Origin of the sequence: Brachybacterium sacelli, assembly GCF_017876545.1 — a bacterium.
GTDB lineage: Bacteria > Actinomycetota > Actinomycetes > Actinomycetales > Dermabacteraceae > Brachybacterium > Brachybacterium sacelli.
On sequence record NZ_JAGIOD010000001.1, the window covers coordinates 1,132,443 to 1,149,922 of the forward strand.

16 protein-coding genes are annotated in these 17,480 nt (G+C 72.8%); 5 read left to right on the forward strand and 11 right to left on the reverse strand.

Annotated elements, in window-relative coordinates; genetic code table 11:
• Nucleotides 1–17 precede the first annotated feature (17 nt).
• Nucleotides 18–1,487 (reverse strand): alpha-amylase family glycosyl hydrolase, encoded by a 1,470-nt coding sequence (locus tag JOF43_RS04975; protein WP_209899928.1) that lies wholly within the window; start codon nt 1,485–1,487, stop codon nt 18–20.
• An 87-nt stretch (nt 1,488–1,574) separates the two neighbouring features.
• On the opposite strand from JOF43_RS04975, the gene JOF43_RS04980 reads away from it, so the two are divergent.
• Both JOF43_RS04980 and JOF43_RS04985 read left to right on the forward strand, forming a co-directional pair.
• The gene (locus tag JOF43_RS04980) at nt 1,575–2,351 is read left to right on the forward strand and encodes an alpha/beta hydrolase (protein ID WP_209899930.1); all 777 of its coding nucleotides are present in this window, start codon (nt 1,575–1,577) and stop codon (nt 2,349–2,351) included.
• A 156-nt stretch (nt 2,352–2,507) separates the two neighbouring features.
• Nucleotides 2,508–2,792 carry a YciI family protein gene (locus JOF43_RS04985; protein WP_209899932.1) on the forward strand — a complete coding sequence of 95 codons (285 nt, stop codon included), beginning with the start codon at nt 2,508–2,510 and terminating at the stop codon, nt 2,790–2,792.
• A 6-nt stretch (nt 2,793–2,798) separates the two neighbouring features.
• Here JOF43_RS04985 and JOF43_RS04990 read toward each other — a convergent pair whose 3' ends face one another.
• From JOF43_RS04990 to JOF43_RS05020, 7 genes are all read right to left on the reverse strand, one after another.
• Complete coding sequence (locus tag JOF43_RS04990; RefSeq protein ID WP_245354016.1) at nt 2,799–3,302, reverse strand: hypothetical protein; 504 nt, start codon at nt 3,300–3,302, stop codon at nt 2,799–2,801.
• Nucleotides 3,303–3,335: 33 nt separating this feature from the next.
• Nucleotides 3,336–4,250: a LysR family transcriptional regulator gene (locus JOF43_RS04995; protein ID WP_209899934.1), complete on the reverse strand. Its 915-nt coding sequence runs from the start codon at nt 4,248–4,250 to the stop codon at nt 3,336–3,338.
• 70 nt (nt 4,251–4,320) lie between these two features.
• Entirely contained in the window at nt 4,321–5,697 is a 1,377-nt protein-coding gene (locus tag JOF43_RS05000; protein ID WP_209899936.1) for an LLM class flavin-dependent oxidoreductase, read from the reverse strand.
• A complete protein-coding gene (locus JOF43_RS05005) occupies nt 5,694–6,698 on the reverse strand; it encodes an LLM class flavin-dependent oxidoreductase (RefSeq protein ID WP_209899938.1) in 1,005 nt (334 codons plus the stop codon). The genes JOF43_RS05000 and JOF43_RS05005 overlap by 4 nt, the downstream gene beginning before the upstream one ends.
• Nucleotides 6,695–7,675, reverse strand: a complete 981-nt coding sequence (locus JOF43_RS05010) for a transporter substrate-binding domain-containing protein (protein ID WP_209899940.1) — start codon at nt 7,673–7,675, stop codon at nt 6,695–6,697. Before JOF43_RS05010 ends, JOF43_RS05005 begins: the two co-directional genes overlap by 4 nt.
• Nucleotides 7,672–8,637: an amino acid ABC transporter ATP-binding protein gene (locus JOF43_RS05015; protein WP_209899942.1), complete on the reverse strand. Its 966-nt coding sequence runs from the start codon at nt 8,635–8,637 to the stop codon at nt 7,672–7,674. The genes JOF43_RS05010 and JOF43_RS05015 overlap by 4 nt, the downstream gene beginning before the upstream one ends.
• Nucleotides 8,634–9,665 (reverse strand): amino acid ABC transporter permease, encoded by a 1,032-nt coding sequence (locus JOF43_RS05020; RefSeq protein WP_209899944.1) that lies wholly within the window; start codon nt 9,663–9,665, stop codon nt 8,634–8,636. The genes JOF43_RS05015 and JOF43_RS05020 overlap by 4 nt, the downstream gene beginning before the upstream one ends.
• Before the next feature lie 147 nt (nt 9,666–9,812).
• Here JOF43_RS05020 and JOF43_RS05025 point away from each other — a divergent pair, with 147 nt between their 5' ends.
• From JOF43_RS05025 to JOF43_RS05035, 3 genes are all read left to right on the forward strand, one after another.
• Nucleotides 9,813–12,425: an FAD/NAD(P)-binding protein gene (locus JOF43_RS05025; protein ID WP_209899945.1), complete on the forward strand. Its 2,613-nt coding sequence runs from the start codon at nt 9,813–9,815 to the stop codon at nt 12,423–12,425.
• Between the two features lie 66 nt (nt 12,426–12,491).
• Nucleotides 12,492–12,950, forward strand: coding sequence for a hypothetical protein (locus JOF43_RS05030; RefSeq protein WP_209899947.1), 459 nt, complete (start codon nt 12,492–12,494; stop codon nt 12,948–12,950).
• Between the two features lie 124 nt (nt 12,951–13,074).
• Nucleotides 13,075–14,103, forward strand: coding sequence for an aldo/keto reductase (locus JOF43_RS05035; protein WP_209899949.1), 1,029 nt, complete (start codon nt 13,075–13,077; stop codon nt 14,101–14,103).
• Nucleotides 14,104–14,140: 37 nt separating this feature from the next.
• Here the strand turns inward: JOF43_RS05035 and JOF43_RS23125 are convergent, their stop codons facing one another.
• From JOF43_RS23125 to JOF43_RS05055, 3 genes are read right to left on the reverse strand one after another with little or no spacing between them, the layout of a single operon-like run.
• The gene (locus JOF43_RS23125; protein WP_342592087.1) at nt 14,141–15,469 is read right to left on the reverse strand and encodes a phosphotransferase-like protein; all 1,329 of its coding nucleotides are present in this window, start codon (nt 15,467–15,469) and stop codon (nt 14,141–14,143) included.
• Nucleotides 15,470–15,474: 5 nt separating this feature from the next.
• Complete coding sequence (locus JOF43_RS05050; RefSeq protein WP_245354017.1) at nt 15,475–16,212, reverse strand: response regulator transcription factor; 738 nt, start codon at nt 16,210–16,212, stop codon at nt 15,475–15,477.
• The gene (locus JOF43_RS05055; RefSeq protein WP_209899951.1) at nt 16,197–17,480 is read right to left on the reverse strand and encodes a sensor histidine kinase; all 1,284 of its coding nucleotides are present in this window, start codon (nt 17,478–17,480) and stop codon (nt 16,197–16,199) included. The genes JOF43_RS05050 and JOF43_RS05055 overlap by 16 nt, the downstream gene beginning before the upstream one ends.

Here is a 17,480-nt window from a genome sequence, read left to right on the forward strand (position 1 = left end):
GGGCGCGACGGCGCCCCTCACCGCACCACCGCCACCCCGTGGGCGGGCACCGCGCCGGCCGCGGCGGGGCCGGCGGCGTCGAGCATGTCGGCGCCGCTGACCGCCTCGAGGACCTCGCCGGGTGCGGGCCGGTCCTCCTCGCCCAGGTTCAGCACGAGCGTGAGCGGCCGCGTCCCGGCCTCGTCGCGCGGGGTCAGCACGATCTCGGCGTAGGCGTTCTCGAGGGTCCCCTCACGCACCTCGACGTGCGCCTCGGCCAGCCACGCCTCGCGACGGCGCAGGGCGAGCAGCCGCTGATGCACCTCGAGGATGCGTGGGGCCGCCTCCGGATCGAGCACCTGCAGCGGGCGCGGGGCCGGGCTCGAGCCGGGATCGGCGGCGTCGTCCGTCGCCGCGGGTTCCTCGGCCGTGCCCTCGGGGCCCTCCCGCACTCCCGCCGGGGCCTCCGGGAACGCGGGCCGGATTGCGTCGTCCCCGCCGGGTCGCTCCTCCTTCACCCCGATCGCTCCGAACTCATCGCCCGCGTACACCGCGGGGATGCCGGGCAGCAGCGCCAGCAGAGCGTAGGCGACGGCCAGGTCGCGACCGTCGGACAGCTGCGAGGCGATGCGGGTGGTGTCGTGATTGCCCACGAACGTCAGGGGGCGGGAGCCGCCGTCCGTGTCGAGGAACTCCTGGTGACGGCCCAGGGCGTGGGCCAGCTCGAAGAGGTTCTCGTCGTGCAGTGCCGACCAGATCGCCTTCCACAGCTCGTACTGGGTGACCGAGTCCGCGCCCGAGGCGGCGGCGAACGCCGAGTAGTCGCCGTGGATGACCTCGCCGAGCAGCCAGGCCTGCGGGTGCGCGGTGCGGACCCGCTCGAGGATCGGCGCCCAGGTCTCGGCCCCGGCGGCGTACATCGCATCCAACCGCCACCCGTCGGCTCCGCGGTCGAGCCACAGGGTCATGATGTCCACGATCGCGTCCTGCACGACGGAATCGCTCAGGTCCAGCTCGACCAGGTCGGCGTTGCCCTCGAAGGCGTACGGGTGCTCGCCCGCCCAACGGATGTGGGCGCCCTCGGGGGAGTTCGGGCCGACGGAGATCGCGCGGCGGGCCACCGGATGACGGTCCGAGACGTGGTTGAACACCCCGTCGAGCACGACCCGGATGCCGCGCTCGTGGCAGGCGGCGATCAGGGCGTCGACATCCTGGTCGCTGCCGAGCCGCGGGTCCGGGCGGCGGTGGTCGAGGGTGTCGTAGCCGTGGGAGACGGAGTCGAAGACCGGGTTCAGGATCATCACGTTCGCGCCGAGACCGACGAGATGGTCGAGCCAGCCCAGCAGGCGCGGCAGCCGGTGGACGACGTTCTCGCCCGCCGCCCCGCCGTAGCCCTCGCCCTCGAGATCCTCGCGATGCCCTGGCGCCCCGCAGAAGCCCAGCGGGTAGACCTGCCAGCAGATCGCGTCCCGGATCCAGGGGGGTGAGGACGGTTCCGTCGTGTTCATCTCGCCATCGTATGCGTGGTGTTCACTGGGTCCTGCCGCCCGTTCCGACGCGCCGCCGGCGCCGCGACCACCTCAGGAGATCCACCGATGATCCGTCTGCGCACCGATATCTTCTCCGAGTCCCTCGGGATGGGCACCTCGATGGTGGTGCTGATGCCGCAGGCCGCCTCGGGCATCGGGATGGAGGGTGCCGAGGGGAGCGGCACCTCGGTCCGCGGCGTCCCGGTGCTCTACCTCCTGCACGGACTCAGCGACGACTGCACGATCTGGGAGCGCCGCACCTCGATCGAGCGCTACGCCACCGAGAAGGGCATCGCGGTGGTGATGCCGGAGGTGCGTCGCTCCTTCTATTGCGACGAGGCGGTGGGGGAGAACTACTGGACCTTCGTCGCGGAAGAGCTGCCGCAGCTGATCGCACGCACCTTCCACGTCTCCACCTCCCGCGAGGACACCTTCGTGGCGGGCCTGTCGATGGGCGGGTTCGGCGCGTTCAAGTTGGCGCTGAACCGTCCGGAGCGCTTCGCGGCCGCGGCGAGCCTGTCCGGAGCTCTGGATCCGGCCTCGCTAGGGCTCGAGCACAACACCGGCCATCTCGCCGAGCGCGTCTGGGGCGGGCGGGACCTCGCCGGCACTGCCGATGACCTCCTGGGCAGGCTCGGCACCGCGGATCCGCTCTCGCTGCCGGCTCTGTTCCTGGACTGCGGCACCGAGGACGCTCTGGTCGAGCAGAACCGCCGCGTCATCGAGGCCGCCGAGGCCGCGAGCGTCGACCTCACCTCGCGCCTGCGCCCGGGGGATCACACCTGGGAGTTCTGGGACCAGGGGATCCAGGACGTGCTGGACTGGCTGCCGATCCGGCCCTGACCCGGACCGACGGAACACAGCCCGCCCGAGTCCGCCGCCGGCGCACGCCATGGAACACCCGCCGGGACACCGCCCGAATACGGCACGATGGGCACGGATCCGCCGTGGCGCCGACCGTCGTCGCCCGGCCCTCACCTCTCGAGCCCAGGAGCGACCGTGGCCCTCTTCGCCGTCCAGTACACCTACACCGACGACGCCGACCGGGTCGCCATCTACCGCCCCGAGCACCGTGAGCACCTGGACGAACTGCACCGCGAGGGGACGCTGCTGCTGTCCGGTCCCCTCGGCGGCACCCCCGGCGGGCTGCTGGTCGTGGTGGCGCAGTCCGAGGAGGACGCGCTGGCCAAGCTCGACGGCGACCCCTTCAAGCGCGAGGGCGTGATCATCGACCGCAGCGCCCGCGAGTGGACCGTCGTGATCGGCGAGATCGCCGGCGCCTGAGCTCGCTCAGCCCTCGCCGGCTGCGCGTCGGCGCCCGGCCTCCTGCATCTCCAGCACCTGGACGACGCTCGCCGCCGGGGCCACCTCGTCGCCGACGATCACCAGCGGCACCGCCTCCGGTCCGCCATGCTCGGCGAGGAACGGCTGCGCGTCGGCGTCCTGGTAGATGTTCACCCAGGCCACGTCCTCCCGCGGAGGCCGGACCGCGGTCTGCAATCGCGCCGACAGCGTGCTGCCGGGTGCCCACAGGATGATCACGACGTCGTCGCCGCGGCGGGCGAGGGCGGTCGCCAGCGGTGTGTGGGGGCCGGTGCGCAGAGGACTCGTCCAGTACGCCATGAACAGGGAGAACAGGAGGAAGAGCACCGCGATGAGCAGCTGATCGGCGAGCGCGAACAGCGCGGTGGCGAGCAGTCCGCCGAGAAGCAGCACCGCCGAGCGCGACCAGGCCCGCCACGGCGCGCGGCCTCGGCGCGGACCGGAGGGACCGGGGGCGTCAGGGCTGGTCATGCTGCCAGGGTACGGGGGTCGGCCGGGCGCCCCTCAGATCATCGCGGCCGTGGACAGGCGGGTGTTCGTCTCGGCCACCAGGGCGTCGCGCAGGGCGCCGACCGCGGGGATCGACAGGGCGCCGCGACGGTTCAGGAGCCCGATCATGCGGTTGTCGAGGTCGGGCAGCTCCCGCACCACGACCCCCTCGGGCGGTGCGGCCTCGAGCGTGGTCTCGGGCATCAGGGCGACGCCGCCGCCGTGCAGGATCAGGCGCTGGACGACGATCGAGTCATCGGTCGAGTGGCGCACCTTCGGGACGAAGCCCGCCCGGCGAGCACTGCTGAGCAGGTTCGCCCGACAGCGCTCGCAGCCCGCGATCCACGAGTCCTCGGCGAGGTCGGCGAGGGTCAGCGCGGGATCGTGGGCGCGCGGATGGTCGCGGGGCAGCACCGCCATCACGCGGTCCTCCATCAGCGGTGTCCACTCGAGGGTCCCCTCGTCGTCGATGTCGCTGCAGGGGTAGCGGAAGACGAGGGCGAGGTCGAGCTCTCCCTCGCGCACCGCCGGGACCGCGTCCGGCGGCTCGAGCTCGGAGAAGGTGACCTCGAGGTCGGGGGCCGTCTCGCCCAGGCGCGCCAGCACCGGCGGCAGCAGCACCGCCGCGGCCGAGGGGAAGGTCCCGAACTTCACGGTGCCGCGGCGCATCGCCGTGATGTCGGCCAGCTCCTCCTCGGCGGCGTGCAGCTGGGCGGCGATCGCCTCGGCGTGCGCGGCCAGCCGGCCACCGGCCTCGGTCGGGGTGATCCCGGCCGAGGAGCGCAGCAGCAGCTGGGTGCCGACCTCCTTCTCCAGCGCGGCGAGGTGCTGGGACACCGCGGGCTGGGTCCACCCCAGCTCGCGGGCACCGGCACCGATCGAGCCGTTGCGCACCACGGTGCGGAAGATGAGAAGGCGACGGGGATCCATGTCCTCCATCGTAATCGCCCGCCTCAAGCCCTGCTTATGGGTTTGGCCACCCTGCTCGGGACCGCTCCGGTCACAGGGGGTCCAGCCCGAGGTTCTCCCGCAGCGTGGCGCCGGCGTATTCGGCCGGGTACACGCCCCGTTCCTGCAGGCGCGGGACGAGGTGGTCGACGATGTCGTCGAGCCCCGAGGGGATCAGCCAGGGGGTGATGTTCAGGCCGTCGATCGCCCCCAGGCGGGCGAAGTCGGCCAGGCGCTCGGCGACCGTGTCGTAGCTGCCGGTGAAGGTTCCCCGCCGGGCACCGGACTTCTCCCGGGCGAACTCGAGGATCGACTGCCCCTTCTGCGCGGCCTCCTCGCGCCAGGTCCGGGTGAGCTCCTCGGCCTTGGCGAACTGGAATCCGGCGCCGCGGGTCACCCCGGACTCGGACACTTCCGGGGCCACGTCGGGCAGCGGCCCCTCGGGGTCGAAACCAGACAGGTCCCGGCCCCAGTACTGCTCGAGCAGGGCGATGGCCTGCTCAGGGCCGACCTGCAGGTCGCGGACCCAGCGCACCTTCTCCTCGGCCTCCGCCTCGGTGGGGGCGAGGATGATCTCTGCGCCCGGCAGGATCTTCACGCTGCCCGGATCGCGGCCCGCGGCCACGACGCGCTCGGTGATGCTGCGGCGGAAGTCGACCGCCGCCTCGAGGCCGCCGTGCGGGGAGAAGATGACGTCGGCCGTGCGGGCGGCGAAGTCCTGGCCGGCCGGGGAGGCTCCGGCCTGGAACAGGACCGGGCGGCCCTGCGCCGAGGCCGGCAGGTCGCCCTGGGTGCGCACCGAGTAGTGGGCGCCGTCGTGGGAGATGCTCTCGCCCCGCCAGTACTGCTCGGCGACCTCCACGAACGCCTCGGCGTGGAGGTACCGGTCGGCGTGGTCGAGGTAGCCTCCGCGCCGGAAGTTCTCCCCGGTCCAGGCGTTGTCGGTGGTCACGATGTTCCAGCCGGCGCGGCCCCCGGAGAGCAGATCGAGGGTCTGCAGGCGGCGGGCCAGGTCCACCGGGTCGTTGTAGGTGGTGTTCTGCGTGGCGACCAGCCCGATCCTGTCGGTGGCGGCGGCCAGCGCGGCCAGCAGGGTCTGGGCGTCGGGGCGGCCGGCCACGTCGAGCTCGAAGGGCACCTTGCGGTGCTCTCGCAGCCGCAGGCCCTCGCCCAGGAAGAAGGCCGCGAACTTCCCGCGCTCGGCGGTGCGCACCAGCGACTCGAAGGACTCCCAGGCCACCTGGTCGCCGCTGGAGGGCAGGCGCCAGATGGTGGAGGAGTTCACGCCCTGGAAGAACGCTCCGAAGGCGAGCTGCCCGGTGGGGGTGTGGTCGGAATGGATCGGGTGCTCGGCGGTGCCGGTCGCCAGGGCCGCGGCCTCCGCGGAGAGCCCGGAATCGGCGAGGGTGGGGAACTGCGCGGTGGTCATGCGGGGTCCTTGCTCGTGAGGCGGGCGCGGTCGGAGCGGCGCGCGGGATCGTTGCTGTACGGGGGCAGTGGGAGGCCGAGCTGCTCGCGCAGGCTCTGCCCGGTGGTCGGGGCCGGAGCGACCAGGCCCTGTTCGCGGAGGGCCGTGGCCAGCTCGGTGACCGTGCCCAGCGGGTCCGCCTCGAGGTCCAGGCCCACCAGGCGCACCAGGTGCACGGGCGGGCCGTCCTCGTCGGCCCGCGCCGCGTCGACCGTCTCGAGGACGGCGCCGGAGCCGGTGGAGACGTCGAGGTCGAGGGCACGGCCGTCGGCCAGCTCGACGGCCGCCCTCTCGCCGGCGGCGGCCCGGTCGGTGTCGGCGACCAGCACCGGGACCAGGCCCTGCGGAGAGCGCGGGGTGATCGCCGGCCCCCGTACGGAGAAGGTCTCGCCCGTGAAGTCGGCGTACTGCAGGCGCGAGGCGTCGACGTACACGCCGCGTCCGGTGTCGCGCACGACGGCGTCGGGGGCCCAGGAGTCCCAGATCAGGCGGGAGGCCTCGAGCACGTCGGCCGCCTCCCGGGCGGTGGCCTCGAGGCCCAGCGTGGTGCGACCGACGGCCGCGGCCACCGCGGGGTCGGTCTCCGCGGTCAGCAGCCAGCCGGCGCGGCCGTGGGAGATGTGGTCGAGGCTCATCAGCTGGGTGGCCAGGTGGAACGGCTCGACGTAGACGGCGTCGGTGCGGGGCAGCAGGGCGACGTCCCGGGTCAGCGGCGCCAGATGGGAGGCCACGTGGATCGGGTGGAGACCGCCGTCGCTGATCGTCAGGGCGCCGACGCCGGCGGCCTCGAGCCCGCGGGCGAGGTCGGCGAGGCCCTCCAGGAGCTCAGGATCGGCGACCAGGTCGACCGCGAGCACCGGCAGGGCTCGCCCCGGGTCGGAGGTGGCGGCGGTGGTCGCGTCCGGCGCCGGGGCGCCGTGCCCGTGGGCGACGGAGGAAGGGCTGGATGTCGTGGTGCTCACGGGTTCTCCTGGGTGTGGGCGCGGGATTCGGGCAGGGCCTCTTCGGTCAGTTTCCACCGCTCGAGCACTGCGCCGTAGGTGCCGTCCTCGATGAGTGCATTGAGGGCTGCGGCGTACGGGTCCGCGAGGCCGCTGCCGGCCGGGAAGGTGGCGGCGACCAGGGTCTCGTCGGGCCAGCCGGCGTTGATCCTCCCCTGCACCTCGAAGTCGTCGCGGCGTGCGGTGATGAACGACAGCGACGGGAAGGGGGAGAGGTATCCGTCCACCCGCCCGGAGCCGAGGGCGAGCAGGGTGTCGGCGTCGGTCGAGTAGTGCTTCAGCTCGGCAGGTTCCTTCCCGGCGGCTTCCAGCTCGGCGTTCCAGTCGGTGAGGATGCGCTCCTGGTTGGTGGCCGCGCCGACGGCGATGAGGCGCCCGCTGAGGGAAGCGGCGTCCTCGAGCCAGAAGTCGGCGTCCTTCTGCGTGAGGAACGCCATGTAGGCGGCGCGGTAGGAGGCGAAGTCGAACTTCTGCAGGCGCTCGGCGTTGATGCCGACATTCGCGTGGACCACGTCGAAGTCCCCGGCCTCGAGCTTCAGCGGCCAGTTCTCCCAGGTGGTCAGCTTCAGCTCGAACTCCAGGCCGAGCTTGTCCGCCACGATCCGGGCGGTGTCGATCTCGGAGCCGATGTAGGTCTCGTTGTCGTCGGCCAGGAACGACAGCGGCGCGGAGCTGGTGCCGTTGATGCCCACCCGCAGCACCCCGGATCCGGCGATCTCGGGCGGTAGCAGGGCGGCGACCTCCTGGTCGGGCTCGGCGCGGAGGAGTTCCTGGGTGCCGGAGGTGTCGAGGCCCGCGCCGTCCTCACCGCCGCCGTCGGAGGCGTCGGCTCCTCCGGCGGTGGCAGGGACCGGGTCGGAGCAGGCCGCGAGCACTCCGACCGGAAGCAGGAGGCCGGAGGCCGTCAGGGCGCGTCGGGAGAGCAGGCGGGAGGTCATGAGGGGTCCTCGGGGCGAGTGCGGGAGGGAACGGGGGCAGCTGACGGGGCGGTGCCGGCCTCGGCGGCGGGGGCGGGCGCGTCCTCGGGGGGTGGATCCTGCTCGCCGGTGCGCACGCGCTGCAGGAACGAGCGGGTGCGCTCCTGGGCGGGATGATCGATGACCTGGTCGGGAGGGCCCTGTTCGACGATCACGCCGCGGTCCATGAACACGACCGTGTCGGCGACGTCGCGGGCGAAGGTGATCTCGTGGGTGACGATCACGAGCGTCGTGCCGGCCCGGGCCAGGGAGCGGATCACGGCGAGCACCTCCTCGACCAGCTCGGGGTCCAGGGCGCTGGTGGGCTCGTCGAACAGCAGCACCTTCGGATCGAGCGCGAGTGCGCGGGCGATCGCCACGCGTTGCTGCTGGCCGCCGGAGAGCTGTCGCGGGAAAGCCTGTGCCTTCTCCGACAGCCCCACCAGCTCGAGCAGCTCCCGGGCCCGGGCCTCGGCCTGCGGCCGGGGAGTCCCCAGCGCACGTCGCGGGGCCTCCGCGACGTTCTGCAGCGCCGTCATGTGGCCGAACAGGTTGAAGCTCTGGAAGACCATGCCGATCCGCGTGCGCTGGCGCAGCACCTCGCGCTCGGGCAGCTCGTGCAGCAGGTCCCCGTCGCGGCGGTACCCGATCACCTCGCCGTCCAGGCTGATCAGCCCCTGACTGACGGGTTCGAGGTGATTGACGGTGCGCAGGAGCGTCGACTTGCCGGATCCGGAGGGCCCGAGGATCGCGGTGACCGAGCCGGGGGCGAGGGTCAGGTCGATCCCGCGCAGCACCTCGAGGTCGCCGAAGGACTTGTGCACGTCCCGGATCTCGACGAGCCCGCCGATCGGGATGTGCGAGCTCTCCGGTGCCGGGTCGGGGGAGTCGGGCGGCGCATCGGCCGGAGGGGCGCCGCGGCGCAGGAGGTCGAGCAGGCTCATGCGAGGGCTCCCTTCGGGGCGGAGCGATGGCGGGTGAGGCGGGCGCGCAGGCTCTGCAGGGGCGTCGGCGGCAGTGTGCGCACGGCGCCCTTGGAGTAGTGGCGCTCGATGTAGTACTGCCCGATCGAGAGCAGCGAGGTGATCACGACGTACCAGACGGTCGCGACCAGCAGCATCGGCAGCACCTGCTGGGTGCGTCCGTAGATCAGCTGGACCGTGAAGAACAGCTCGGCGTGCGCGAGCACATAGACGATCGAGGTGCCCTTGACCAGGCCGATGATCTCGTTGAACGCGGTGGGCAGGATGGCGCGCATCGCCTGCGGCATCACGATGCGCAGCGAGCGGTCGCGGGCCGGGATGCCCAGCGCGCTCGCCGCCTCCACCTGCCCCTGGTCCACCGACAGGATCCCGCCGCGGATCAGCTCCGCCGCGTAGGCCGCCTGGTGCAGCCCGAGTCCCAGGATCGCCGCGAGCATCGGGGTCATCAACGTGCTGGTGCGGGCGTCGACGAAGGTGACGTCCGTCAGCGGGATCCCGAGGGAGACGCGCTCGTAGAGGTATCCGAGGTTGTACCAGAGCAACAGCTGCACCAGCAGCGGCGTGGAACGGAAGACCCAGGAGAACGTCCAGGCCACGCCGGAGATCAGCCCGGAAGGGGACAGTCGCATCAGGGCGAGGACGAGGCCCAGGCCGAAGCCGAGGGCACCGGAGATCGCGGTGAGCTTCAGCGTCTCCAGCAGACCGCGGATGATCGATTCGGCGAAGAACCACTGGGCGACCACCCCCCATTCCCAGCGCGGGTTGGTCACGAAGGAGTAGAGCACGGCGGCGACCAGCAGGCCGACGACGACGGCGAGCACCACGCGACCGGGATGCCGGACAGGCACCACGCGCAGCCGGGAGAGGTCCTCGTGCTCGGGGGGTGGGCACGGCATCACGACGGCTCCCGTCGCCGAGTCGCGACCTGCGGCCGGATCGGCCGCGGGCGCGTGGCGTGCGGTCTCGGTGGAGACAGCTGAGGGGGTCATGGGCGGTGCCTTTCGTGACGATGCATGAACGCAGGGCGGTCATGGCTTGCACTGCCCGACGGTATAAGCGAACCTAATGGACGTGCAAGGTGGCAACTATGAGTGGTCACAGTGCGACACAGAACCTCGTCAGAAGGGATCCGCCCGATGAACTCCCGGGTCAGGACCACGCCCACGCGCCTCGCCCTCATCGGCGGCGGGCCGCGCGCGATCGGCGTTCTCGAACGCCTCGGTGCCAGCGCCGCCCTGCCCGAGCAGGCTGCGCGCCTCGAGCGCGCCCCCGTGCGCGTGGACATCATCGACCCGCACATGCCGGGCGCCGGAAGGATCTGGCGCGCCGCCGAGAGCCCCCTGCTGCTGATGAACTCGCGGGCCGCCGACGTGTCGATCTTCACCGACGACACCACCGAGGTGGACGGGCCCGTCGTCGCCGGCCCCTCGCTCGCCGAGTGGGCCGCGGGGATCCGGGAGGGCACCCTCGCCGCCCCCACCGCCGGCACCTCGCGCCTGGCGGAGATCGAGGCCCTCGAAGCCACCAGCTTCGCCAGCCGCCGCGTCCAGGCGCTGTACCTCGAGTGGTTCTTCGGCCAGGTCCTCGCGGCGCTGCCCGGCACGGTCACCGTCACCGTGCACCGCACCACCGCGACCGCGGTGCGCGCGGAGGAAGGCACGGGAGCCGCCCCCTGGCGGATCGAGCTCGAGGACCGTGCCCCGCTGCGGGCCGATCTGCTGGTCCTGGCCGCTGGGCACACCGACTCCCGTCCCTCGTCCGCGCGCTACGAGCTGGCCGCCTTCGCGCGCCGGCACGGCGGTGCCTACCTCCCGCCCTCCCAGGCCTCGGACGCCCACCTCGGCCAGCTCGGTGCGGGCCAGGAGACGATCGTGCGCGGCATGGGGCTGGGCTTCATCGACCTCCTGGCGCTGCTCACCGAAGGCCGCGGCGGCTCCTTCGAACCGGAACCGCTGCCCGGCGACCCCGGCCGCCTGCGCTACCGCGCGTCCGGCCGCGAGCCCCTGCTGCGAGTCGGTTCCCGCCGCGGCGTGCCCTATCACTCGAAGGTGCACGGGGAGGGGGAGCCCACCGGCCTGGGGGAGCTGGTCCACGTCACCGCGTCTGCCCTCCGGGAGCGCGAGGACTCAGACGGTCGTCTCGACTTCCGCGCCGACGTCCTGCCCCTGATCGCCGCCGAGATCGCGCACTGGGTCCCGGACGCACCGCCCGCCGAGCCGGGGGAGGAGCCCTTGGCCTGGCTGGACGACCCGCTGGCCTGGCTCGACGGCGATGCCGAGCCGCGGGTGACCCGCGATGCCGTGGTGCGTCACATCGAGCACGATCTCCACGCCCGCACGCGGGGAGACGTCACCTCCTCCCGGATCCTGTTCCAGCTGCTGCTGCGCCTGCACGGGGTCCTGGTCGACCAGCTGCCCGCGACCCGGCTGCGCGAGAGCTCCCGGGGCGAGTACCCGCACTGGTGGCACTCGCTGTTCAGCTTCGTGGATTCCGGGCCGCCTCCGCATCGTCTGCACCAGCTGCTCGCGCTCGAACGCGCCGGGGTGGTCTCCTTCCTCGGGCCGCGCACGGCCGTGACCACTGATGACTCCACCGGGCGGTTCGTGGCCCGCGGGGGTGCGGGTGTGCAGGTCGAGGCGACCGCGCTGATCGACGCCTTCCTGCCCGAACCTTCGCTGGCGGATTCCACCAACCCCCTCCTCCGCGATCTGGTCGCCGGCGGCCGGGCGGCCATCGGTCGCGAATCGGCCGCGGCGGCGGGCAAGCTCGAGGTCGATGACCGGTACCGCGTGATCGCCCCCGACGGCACCGCGCGCGAGAACCTGTGGGCCGTCGGCCCCTGGACCTCCGAGCTGCCGATCGGCGCCTTCGCCCGTCCCGGCACCAACGCCCCCTGCCACCGGCGCAACGACGCCCTCGCGCGTCGGGTGCTCGAGGCAGCTCTCGACCACGGCGAGGCCGCTGCCGGCACGTCGGCCCCGCCGCATCACGGAGCTCAGCGGCCTTGGCAGGCCTCCACGTCGCCGTCCACCCCCGCGGGCCCGGTGGCCACCGGTCAGCGGTCCGACGCCGGTGAGCCGGTCCTCCGTCCGGGGACCCGCGCACCGCGCCTGGGCGTTCTCGGACCCGGGAAGATCGGCAGTGCGCTCGCCCGCACCGCCCTGCGCGCCGGGATCGAGGTCCGGGTCGCCGGACGCTCCGCGGCCCCCGTACTCGCGGCGAAGCTGCCCGGCGCCGCGCCGGTCGCCCCGGAGGATCTCGCGACGGCCTGCGACATCATCCTGCTGACGGTGCCGCTGCACGTCGCGCTCCACCTCGACCCGCAGGCCCTCCGCGGCGCGATCGTCGTCGACGCCACCAACCCATGGGGCGGGGACGACGCGGCGGCGGTCGCCGTGGCCCGGAACGCCCTGGGCGACGGGGACGGCGTCCTGTCCACGAGCGAGCTGCTCGCCGCGCATCTGAGCACCTCCCGCGTGGTCAAGACCCTCAACCACATCGGATACCACGACGTCGAGGACCAGGGCCGTGACGGCGGGGATCCCGGCCGCCGGGCCATCGCGGTGGCCTCGGACGACCCCCGGGCGGCGGACGCCGTCGGTGCCCTGCTGAACCGACTCGGCTACGACGGGGAGGTGGTCGGCTCCCTCGCGGACGGCCGCCACTTCGAGCCCGGCGCGGGGCTGTTCGCCGGGTGGAGCACCCGCGAGGAGCTCCATGAGCGACGTCAGGGGGTCCGCGTGGCCTGAGCACGGCGTTGCCGACTCGGGACAGGGGAGCGATGCTGGGGTGGGGCCCGCGACTATCGTGGGCACATGAGCTCTTCACGGGGGAACGGTGACGCCCACGGGCCGGGTGGGGACCCGTCCTGGCTGGGCGGCAAGGACCGCGACGGCACCAGCGGGACCGGATGGTCCTCCGGCTTCGGCTCGGAGTCCCGGGCGGACTCGGACTTCGGCGGGGACGTCGCATCGGAGGCGCCGCGCCCTCAGGGGCCCGAGTTCGGTGGCGAGGCCGCAGGTCGCGGGGGCGAGCAGGAACCCGGCTGGGCGGAGAGCTTCACGGGGCAGGACGACGCATCGGGCGATGAAGGAACCGGCAAGGGAAGCGGCGCCAAAGTCTTCGGCGCGCTGGCCACACTCGTCGGCCTCGGCATCTTCGCGATCGTCGCCTACCGGATGGGCTTCGACGTCTGGTGGGTCATCTTCTTCGTCGCGTTCCCGATGATCTCGCGGCTCCTGCGCTCCACCGGCCGGGGTGGCCGACGGCGCTGAGCCCGGGCAATCGGGGACGTGTCGACAGGGACCCTGACAGGGACTCCCTCGGTGCTCAGAGCCGGTGCGAGGATGCTCGCGACGGGCGATGACCGCCCGTGCACCCGATCGAGGAGGAGCCCCCATGGAGTACGTGAAGCTCGGCAGCACCGGACTGGACGTCTCGCGCCTGTGCCTGGGCACGATGGGTTTCGGTGACCGTGAGCGGTGGATCCACCCGTGGGTGCTCGAGGAGGACGATGCCCGCCCAGTGATCAAGCATGCGCTCGACGCGGGCATCACCTTCTTCGACACCGCGAACGTGTACTCGCTGGGGCGCAGCGAGGAGATCGTCGGCAAGGCCTTGGTCGACTACGCCCGGCGTGAGGAGATCGTGCTGGCCACCAAGGTGCACGGCCGGATGCACGAGGGCCCGAACGGCGGGGGCCTGTCCCGCAAGGCCATCCTGGCGGAGGTCGATGCCAGCCTGCGCCGGCTGGGGACCGAGTACATCGACCTCTACCTCATCCATCGCTGGGACTACTCCGTCCCGATCGAGGAGACGATGCGTGCTCTGGACGACGTGGTGCGCTCGGGGAAGGTCCGCTACATCGGCGCCTCGGCCATGTTCGCCTGGCAGTTCCTGCAGGCCCAGCACGTCGCCGAGGTCAACGGGTGGACGAAGTTCGTCTCGATGCAGAACCACTACAACCTCCTGTACCGCGAGGAGGAGCGGGAGATGATGCCGCTGCTGCGTGAGCTCGGCGTCGCCTCCACTCCGTACAGCCCGCTGGCTGCCGGACGACTGACGAGGGACTGGGACGCCGACACCGAGCGGGCACGCACCGACCGGACCGCACAGACGAAGTACGACTCCACGCAGGACACCGACCGGGAGATCGTCCAGCAGGTCGCCCGCATCGCCGAGCAGCGCGGGCTCGAGCGCGTGCACGTCGCCCTGGCCTGGCTGCTGGCGAAGGATCCGGTGGTCGCTCCGATCGTCGGGGCGACCAGGACCGGCCATGTCGACGCGGCCCTCGGCGCCCTCGAGCTCGAGTTGACCGACGAGGAGCTCGCGGCGCTCGAGGCCCCGTACGTCCCCCACCGCGTGGTCGGCGCCCTCGAGCCGGGGGAGTCGACCCACGGGGCGAACGCCTCGGGCACTCGCCGCTGAGGAGACGGGCGGCTCGTCGGCGGGGCCCGGGCCGTGCTCAGTGACGTGCCCGGATCAGGTGCCGCGTCGAGTGCGCGACGAACCGCCCGTCCCGGCGGATGATCGCGTCCATCGCCAGCAGTCGCTCGTGATAGCGGTCGACCTCGAAGTCCGGGACCCACCACACGCACTTGCGCAGGATCCACACCACGGCGCCGACGTCGAGGAACTCCATCCGCAAACGCGCCGTGCGCAGTTCGGTGACCTCGAGCCCGGCGGCCTCCGCAGCGGCCACTTCGTCGTCCGGATGCCGGCCCCGCCGCTGCTGCTCGGTGGTGGGGCCGATGAAGTGCTCGATCAGCTCGAAGGCCGAGGCGGGGCCGACGTGCTGGGCGAGGTACTCCCCGCCGGGCGCCAGCACCCGCACGATCTCCGCCCAGTCCGGGCTCACGGGATGCCGAGCGGTGACCAGGTCGGCGGCGCCGCCGGGCAGGGGGAGCGGGGCCCCGGCCGGGGTCTCGTGGACCTGCACCCCGCGTGGGCCCAGCAGCAGCCGTGCCCGTTCTGCGTTGGGCGCCCACCCTTCCGTGACGTGCTGCTGGGCGGCGAGGCGAGGGCATTCGGCGAGCACCTCGCCGCCGCCGGTGTCGAGGTCGATCGCCACGTCGGCAGTGGCCACGGCCTCGGCGAGCTGCCCCGAGTACCCCCAGGGAGGACGTTCCTCGAAGGCGCGGTCGTCCAGGAAGGCGAAGCCCCACCCGTCGACGTCCGCGGTCGCGGCTTCGGTGATCAGCTCGTCCGCAGGGCGCATGCGTCCAGGGTGGCGGTGAATGTTCGCAGGTGCCACCGCATTCTGGGGCAGAGACTCCAGCGCGGCACGGATCCGGCGCACGCTCTCCTCGAGGCTCAGGGTCGAGGTGTCGAGCACGAGATCGGCGCTGATCAGGGGCATTTCTCCAGCCCACTGCGCGTGCACCTCGTACAGGAACTCCGGATCACGGGAGATGCCGCGCGTGGGATCGGCGAGCGCCCGCTCGAGCGCGGTCCCGAACGGGCAGGTGACCACCACGGTGAGGACAGGCGTTCCCGCGGGAACGTTCCGGAGGACCCGCGCGAGCTCCTCCCGGTCGCTGACCGACTCCGCGATCACCACCTCCGCCCCGGCTTCGAGCCACTGGCCCGTGACCGACGCGAAGATCCGATGCGCCACCGTCCAGTCGGGGAGCGTCGGCCGCGCCATGTCGGCGATCGCGTCGAGCTCCACCAGGGCGAGCTGCCGTCCGTCGGCGCGCAGAGCATCGGCCAGGAGGCGGGAGACGGCACTCTTGCCGGCGGCGATGGGGCCGCCGATGAGCACGAGCGGGGTGAGGGCACGGGGAGTGGTCACGGGTTTCACCCGCCGAGCTCGAGCACCCGGATCGCGAGCTGGACCCGGTTGGTGACCTGCAGCTTGTGATAGAGCCTGCCCAGGTGGGTCTTCACCGTCGCGACGCTCATGAACAGCTGGCCGCCGATCTCCGGGTTCGCCAGCCCCTGCGCCACCAGTCGGCCCACCTCCCACTCGCGCTCGGTGATCCCCTCCGGGGCGGGGATCTCCGCCGGGGCCTCTTCGGCCTTCCCCGCGGTGTCCGCCCCTCCCGTCGCCTCCTCGGCCGGAGTCGGAGCCGTGCCGTCCTCGGCGGCGAGCCGCACCAGGCGGCTGAGGACCTCGGGGGAGAAGCGGGGACGGTCCTCGGCCGCCTCGAGCACCGCGCGGACGACCTCCTGGGGCGGGGAGTCCTTGAGCAGGAACGAGACGGCGCCCGCCCGCAGTGCCCGCAGCAGGAACTCGTCGGTGTCGAAGGCGGTCAGCATGACGGCGCGGGCCGCGTGCCCTTCGTCCCCCAGCGTGCGCAGCGCCTCCAGGCCGGTCATGCTCGGCATCCGGATGTCCATGAGCACCACGTCGGGGTCGAGCTCACGGACCCGGTCGAGCGCCTCGTGCCCGTCGGCCGCTTCCCCGATCACCTCGATCCCGTGCGCGCCGTCGATCATCAGCCGCAGACCGGCGCGCATCAGCGCCTCGTCATCGACCAGCAGCACCCGCACCGTGCCGCTCCCGGCCTCCGTCCCGTTCACCATGGCATCCATGCTTGCACCTCGAAGTCCTCGCCGCGCACCCCGTGCCGGGCATCGCCGCCCAGCAGCCGGGCCCGCTCCTGCACGCCGAGCAGTCCGTGCCCGGTGGAGGTCGGCGCAGTCGCCGGACTCGCAGAACAGGGGTTGCGGGCGTGCAGCACGACGCGATCCGCTTCCCGCGCGAGCGTGAGGCGCAACGGGGCGCCCGGGGAGTGCTTGGCGGCGTTCACGGTGACCTCGGTGAGGATGCGGGCGAGAGCCACGACCGTGCTGCGGTCGCGGGTCTCCAGCTCGTGCGGTCCCAACCCCTCCCAGCTCAGCTCGACGTCCTGCCCGTCGGCACGGGCGCGCTCGACGATCTCGACGAGCGTCGGGGCCGTGGCCAGCGGGGTCTCGCCATCGGTGGTGCGCAGGGTCATCAGCACGGTGCGCAGCTCGCGATTGGCCTGCTGGGCGGCGTCCCGCACGGTGCCGGCGGTGCGGCGCAGCTCCTCGCGCGGGAGGTCCTCGCGGTAGGACATGGCGCCTGAATGCATGGCGATGGTCGCGAGGTGGTGGGAGATGCTGTCGTGCATGTCGCGGGCCAGCGCCGCCCGCTCCTCGGCGCGCACCCGGGCGGCGTCGGCGTCGCGCTCACGCACCAGAGCAGCGGCCTCCCGCTCGGCGGCGGCCCGTTCCCGCTGGGCCGTCTCCCGCTCCCGGTCCGCGGAGGCGGCGCGGTCGCGCAGGGAGGCGACGAGCTCGTGGCGGGTGCCCACCACATGGCCGATCAGCAGCGGGACCAGGGCGCCGACGACCATGACCGCGATCGTGGTCGTGAAGAACACCCCGACGGGCTGGGCACGGATGGACGCATCGAGCGCCATGGTCAGGATCGAGGTGACGGCGACCAGCAGGACCGCGAGCGCATCCAGCCCGGGCCGGCGCCGCAGCCCGAGCCGGTACAGCGCGATCGCCGAGGCCGCCAGGGCTGTGGTGCTCAGGCCCGCGACCGACGCCGCGATCAGGTGCAGCACGCTGTGCAGTCGGCCGGGTCGCAGGAACCGCAGCGGGCCGATCGCGAGCGTGACGACGACGCCCAGCACGGCATCGAGCCCGTGCATGGCCACCAGCGCCCCCGGCGGATCCTCGTCGAACTCCGTGAGCAGGCTCCCGAAGGCGACGAGCACCATCAGCACGCCCAGGGCGGTGCAGGCGAGGGACTGGGCGAGCGCGATCATCCATTCGCGCACGCTGCGCACGGAGGGCGGCGCCGTGGTGGTCGGCGCGGTGACGGTCAT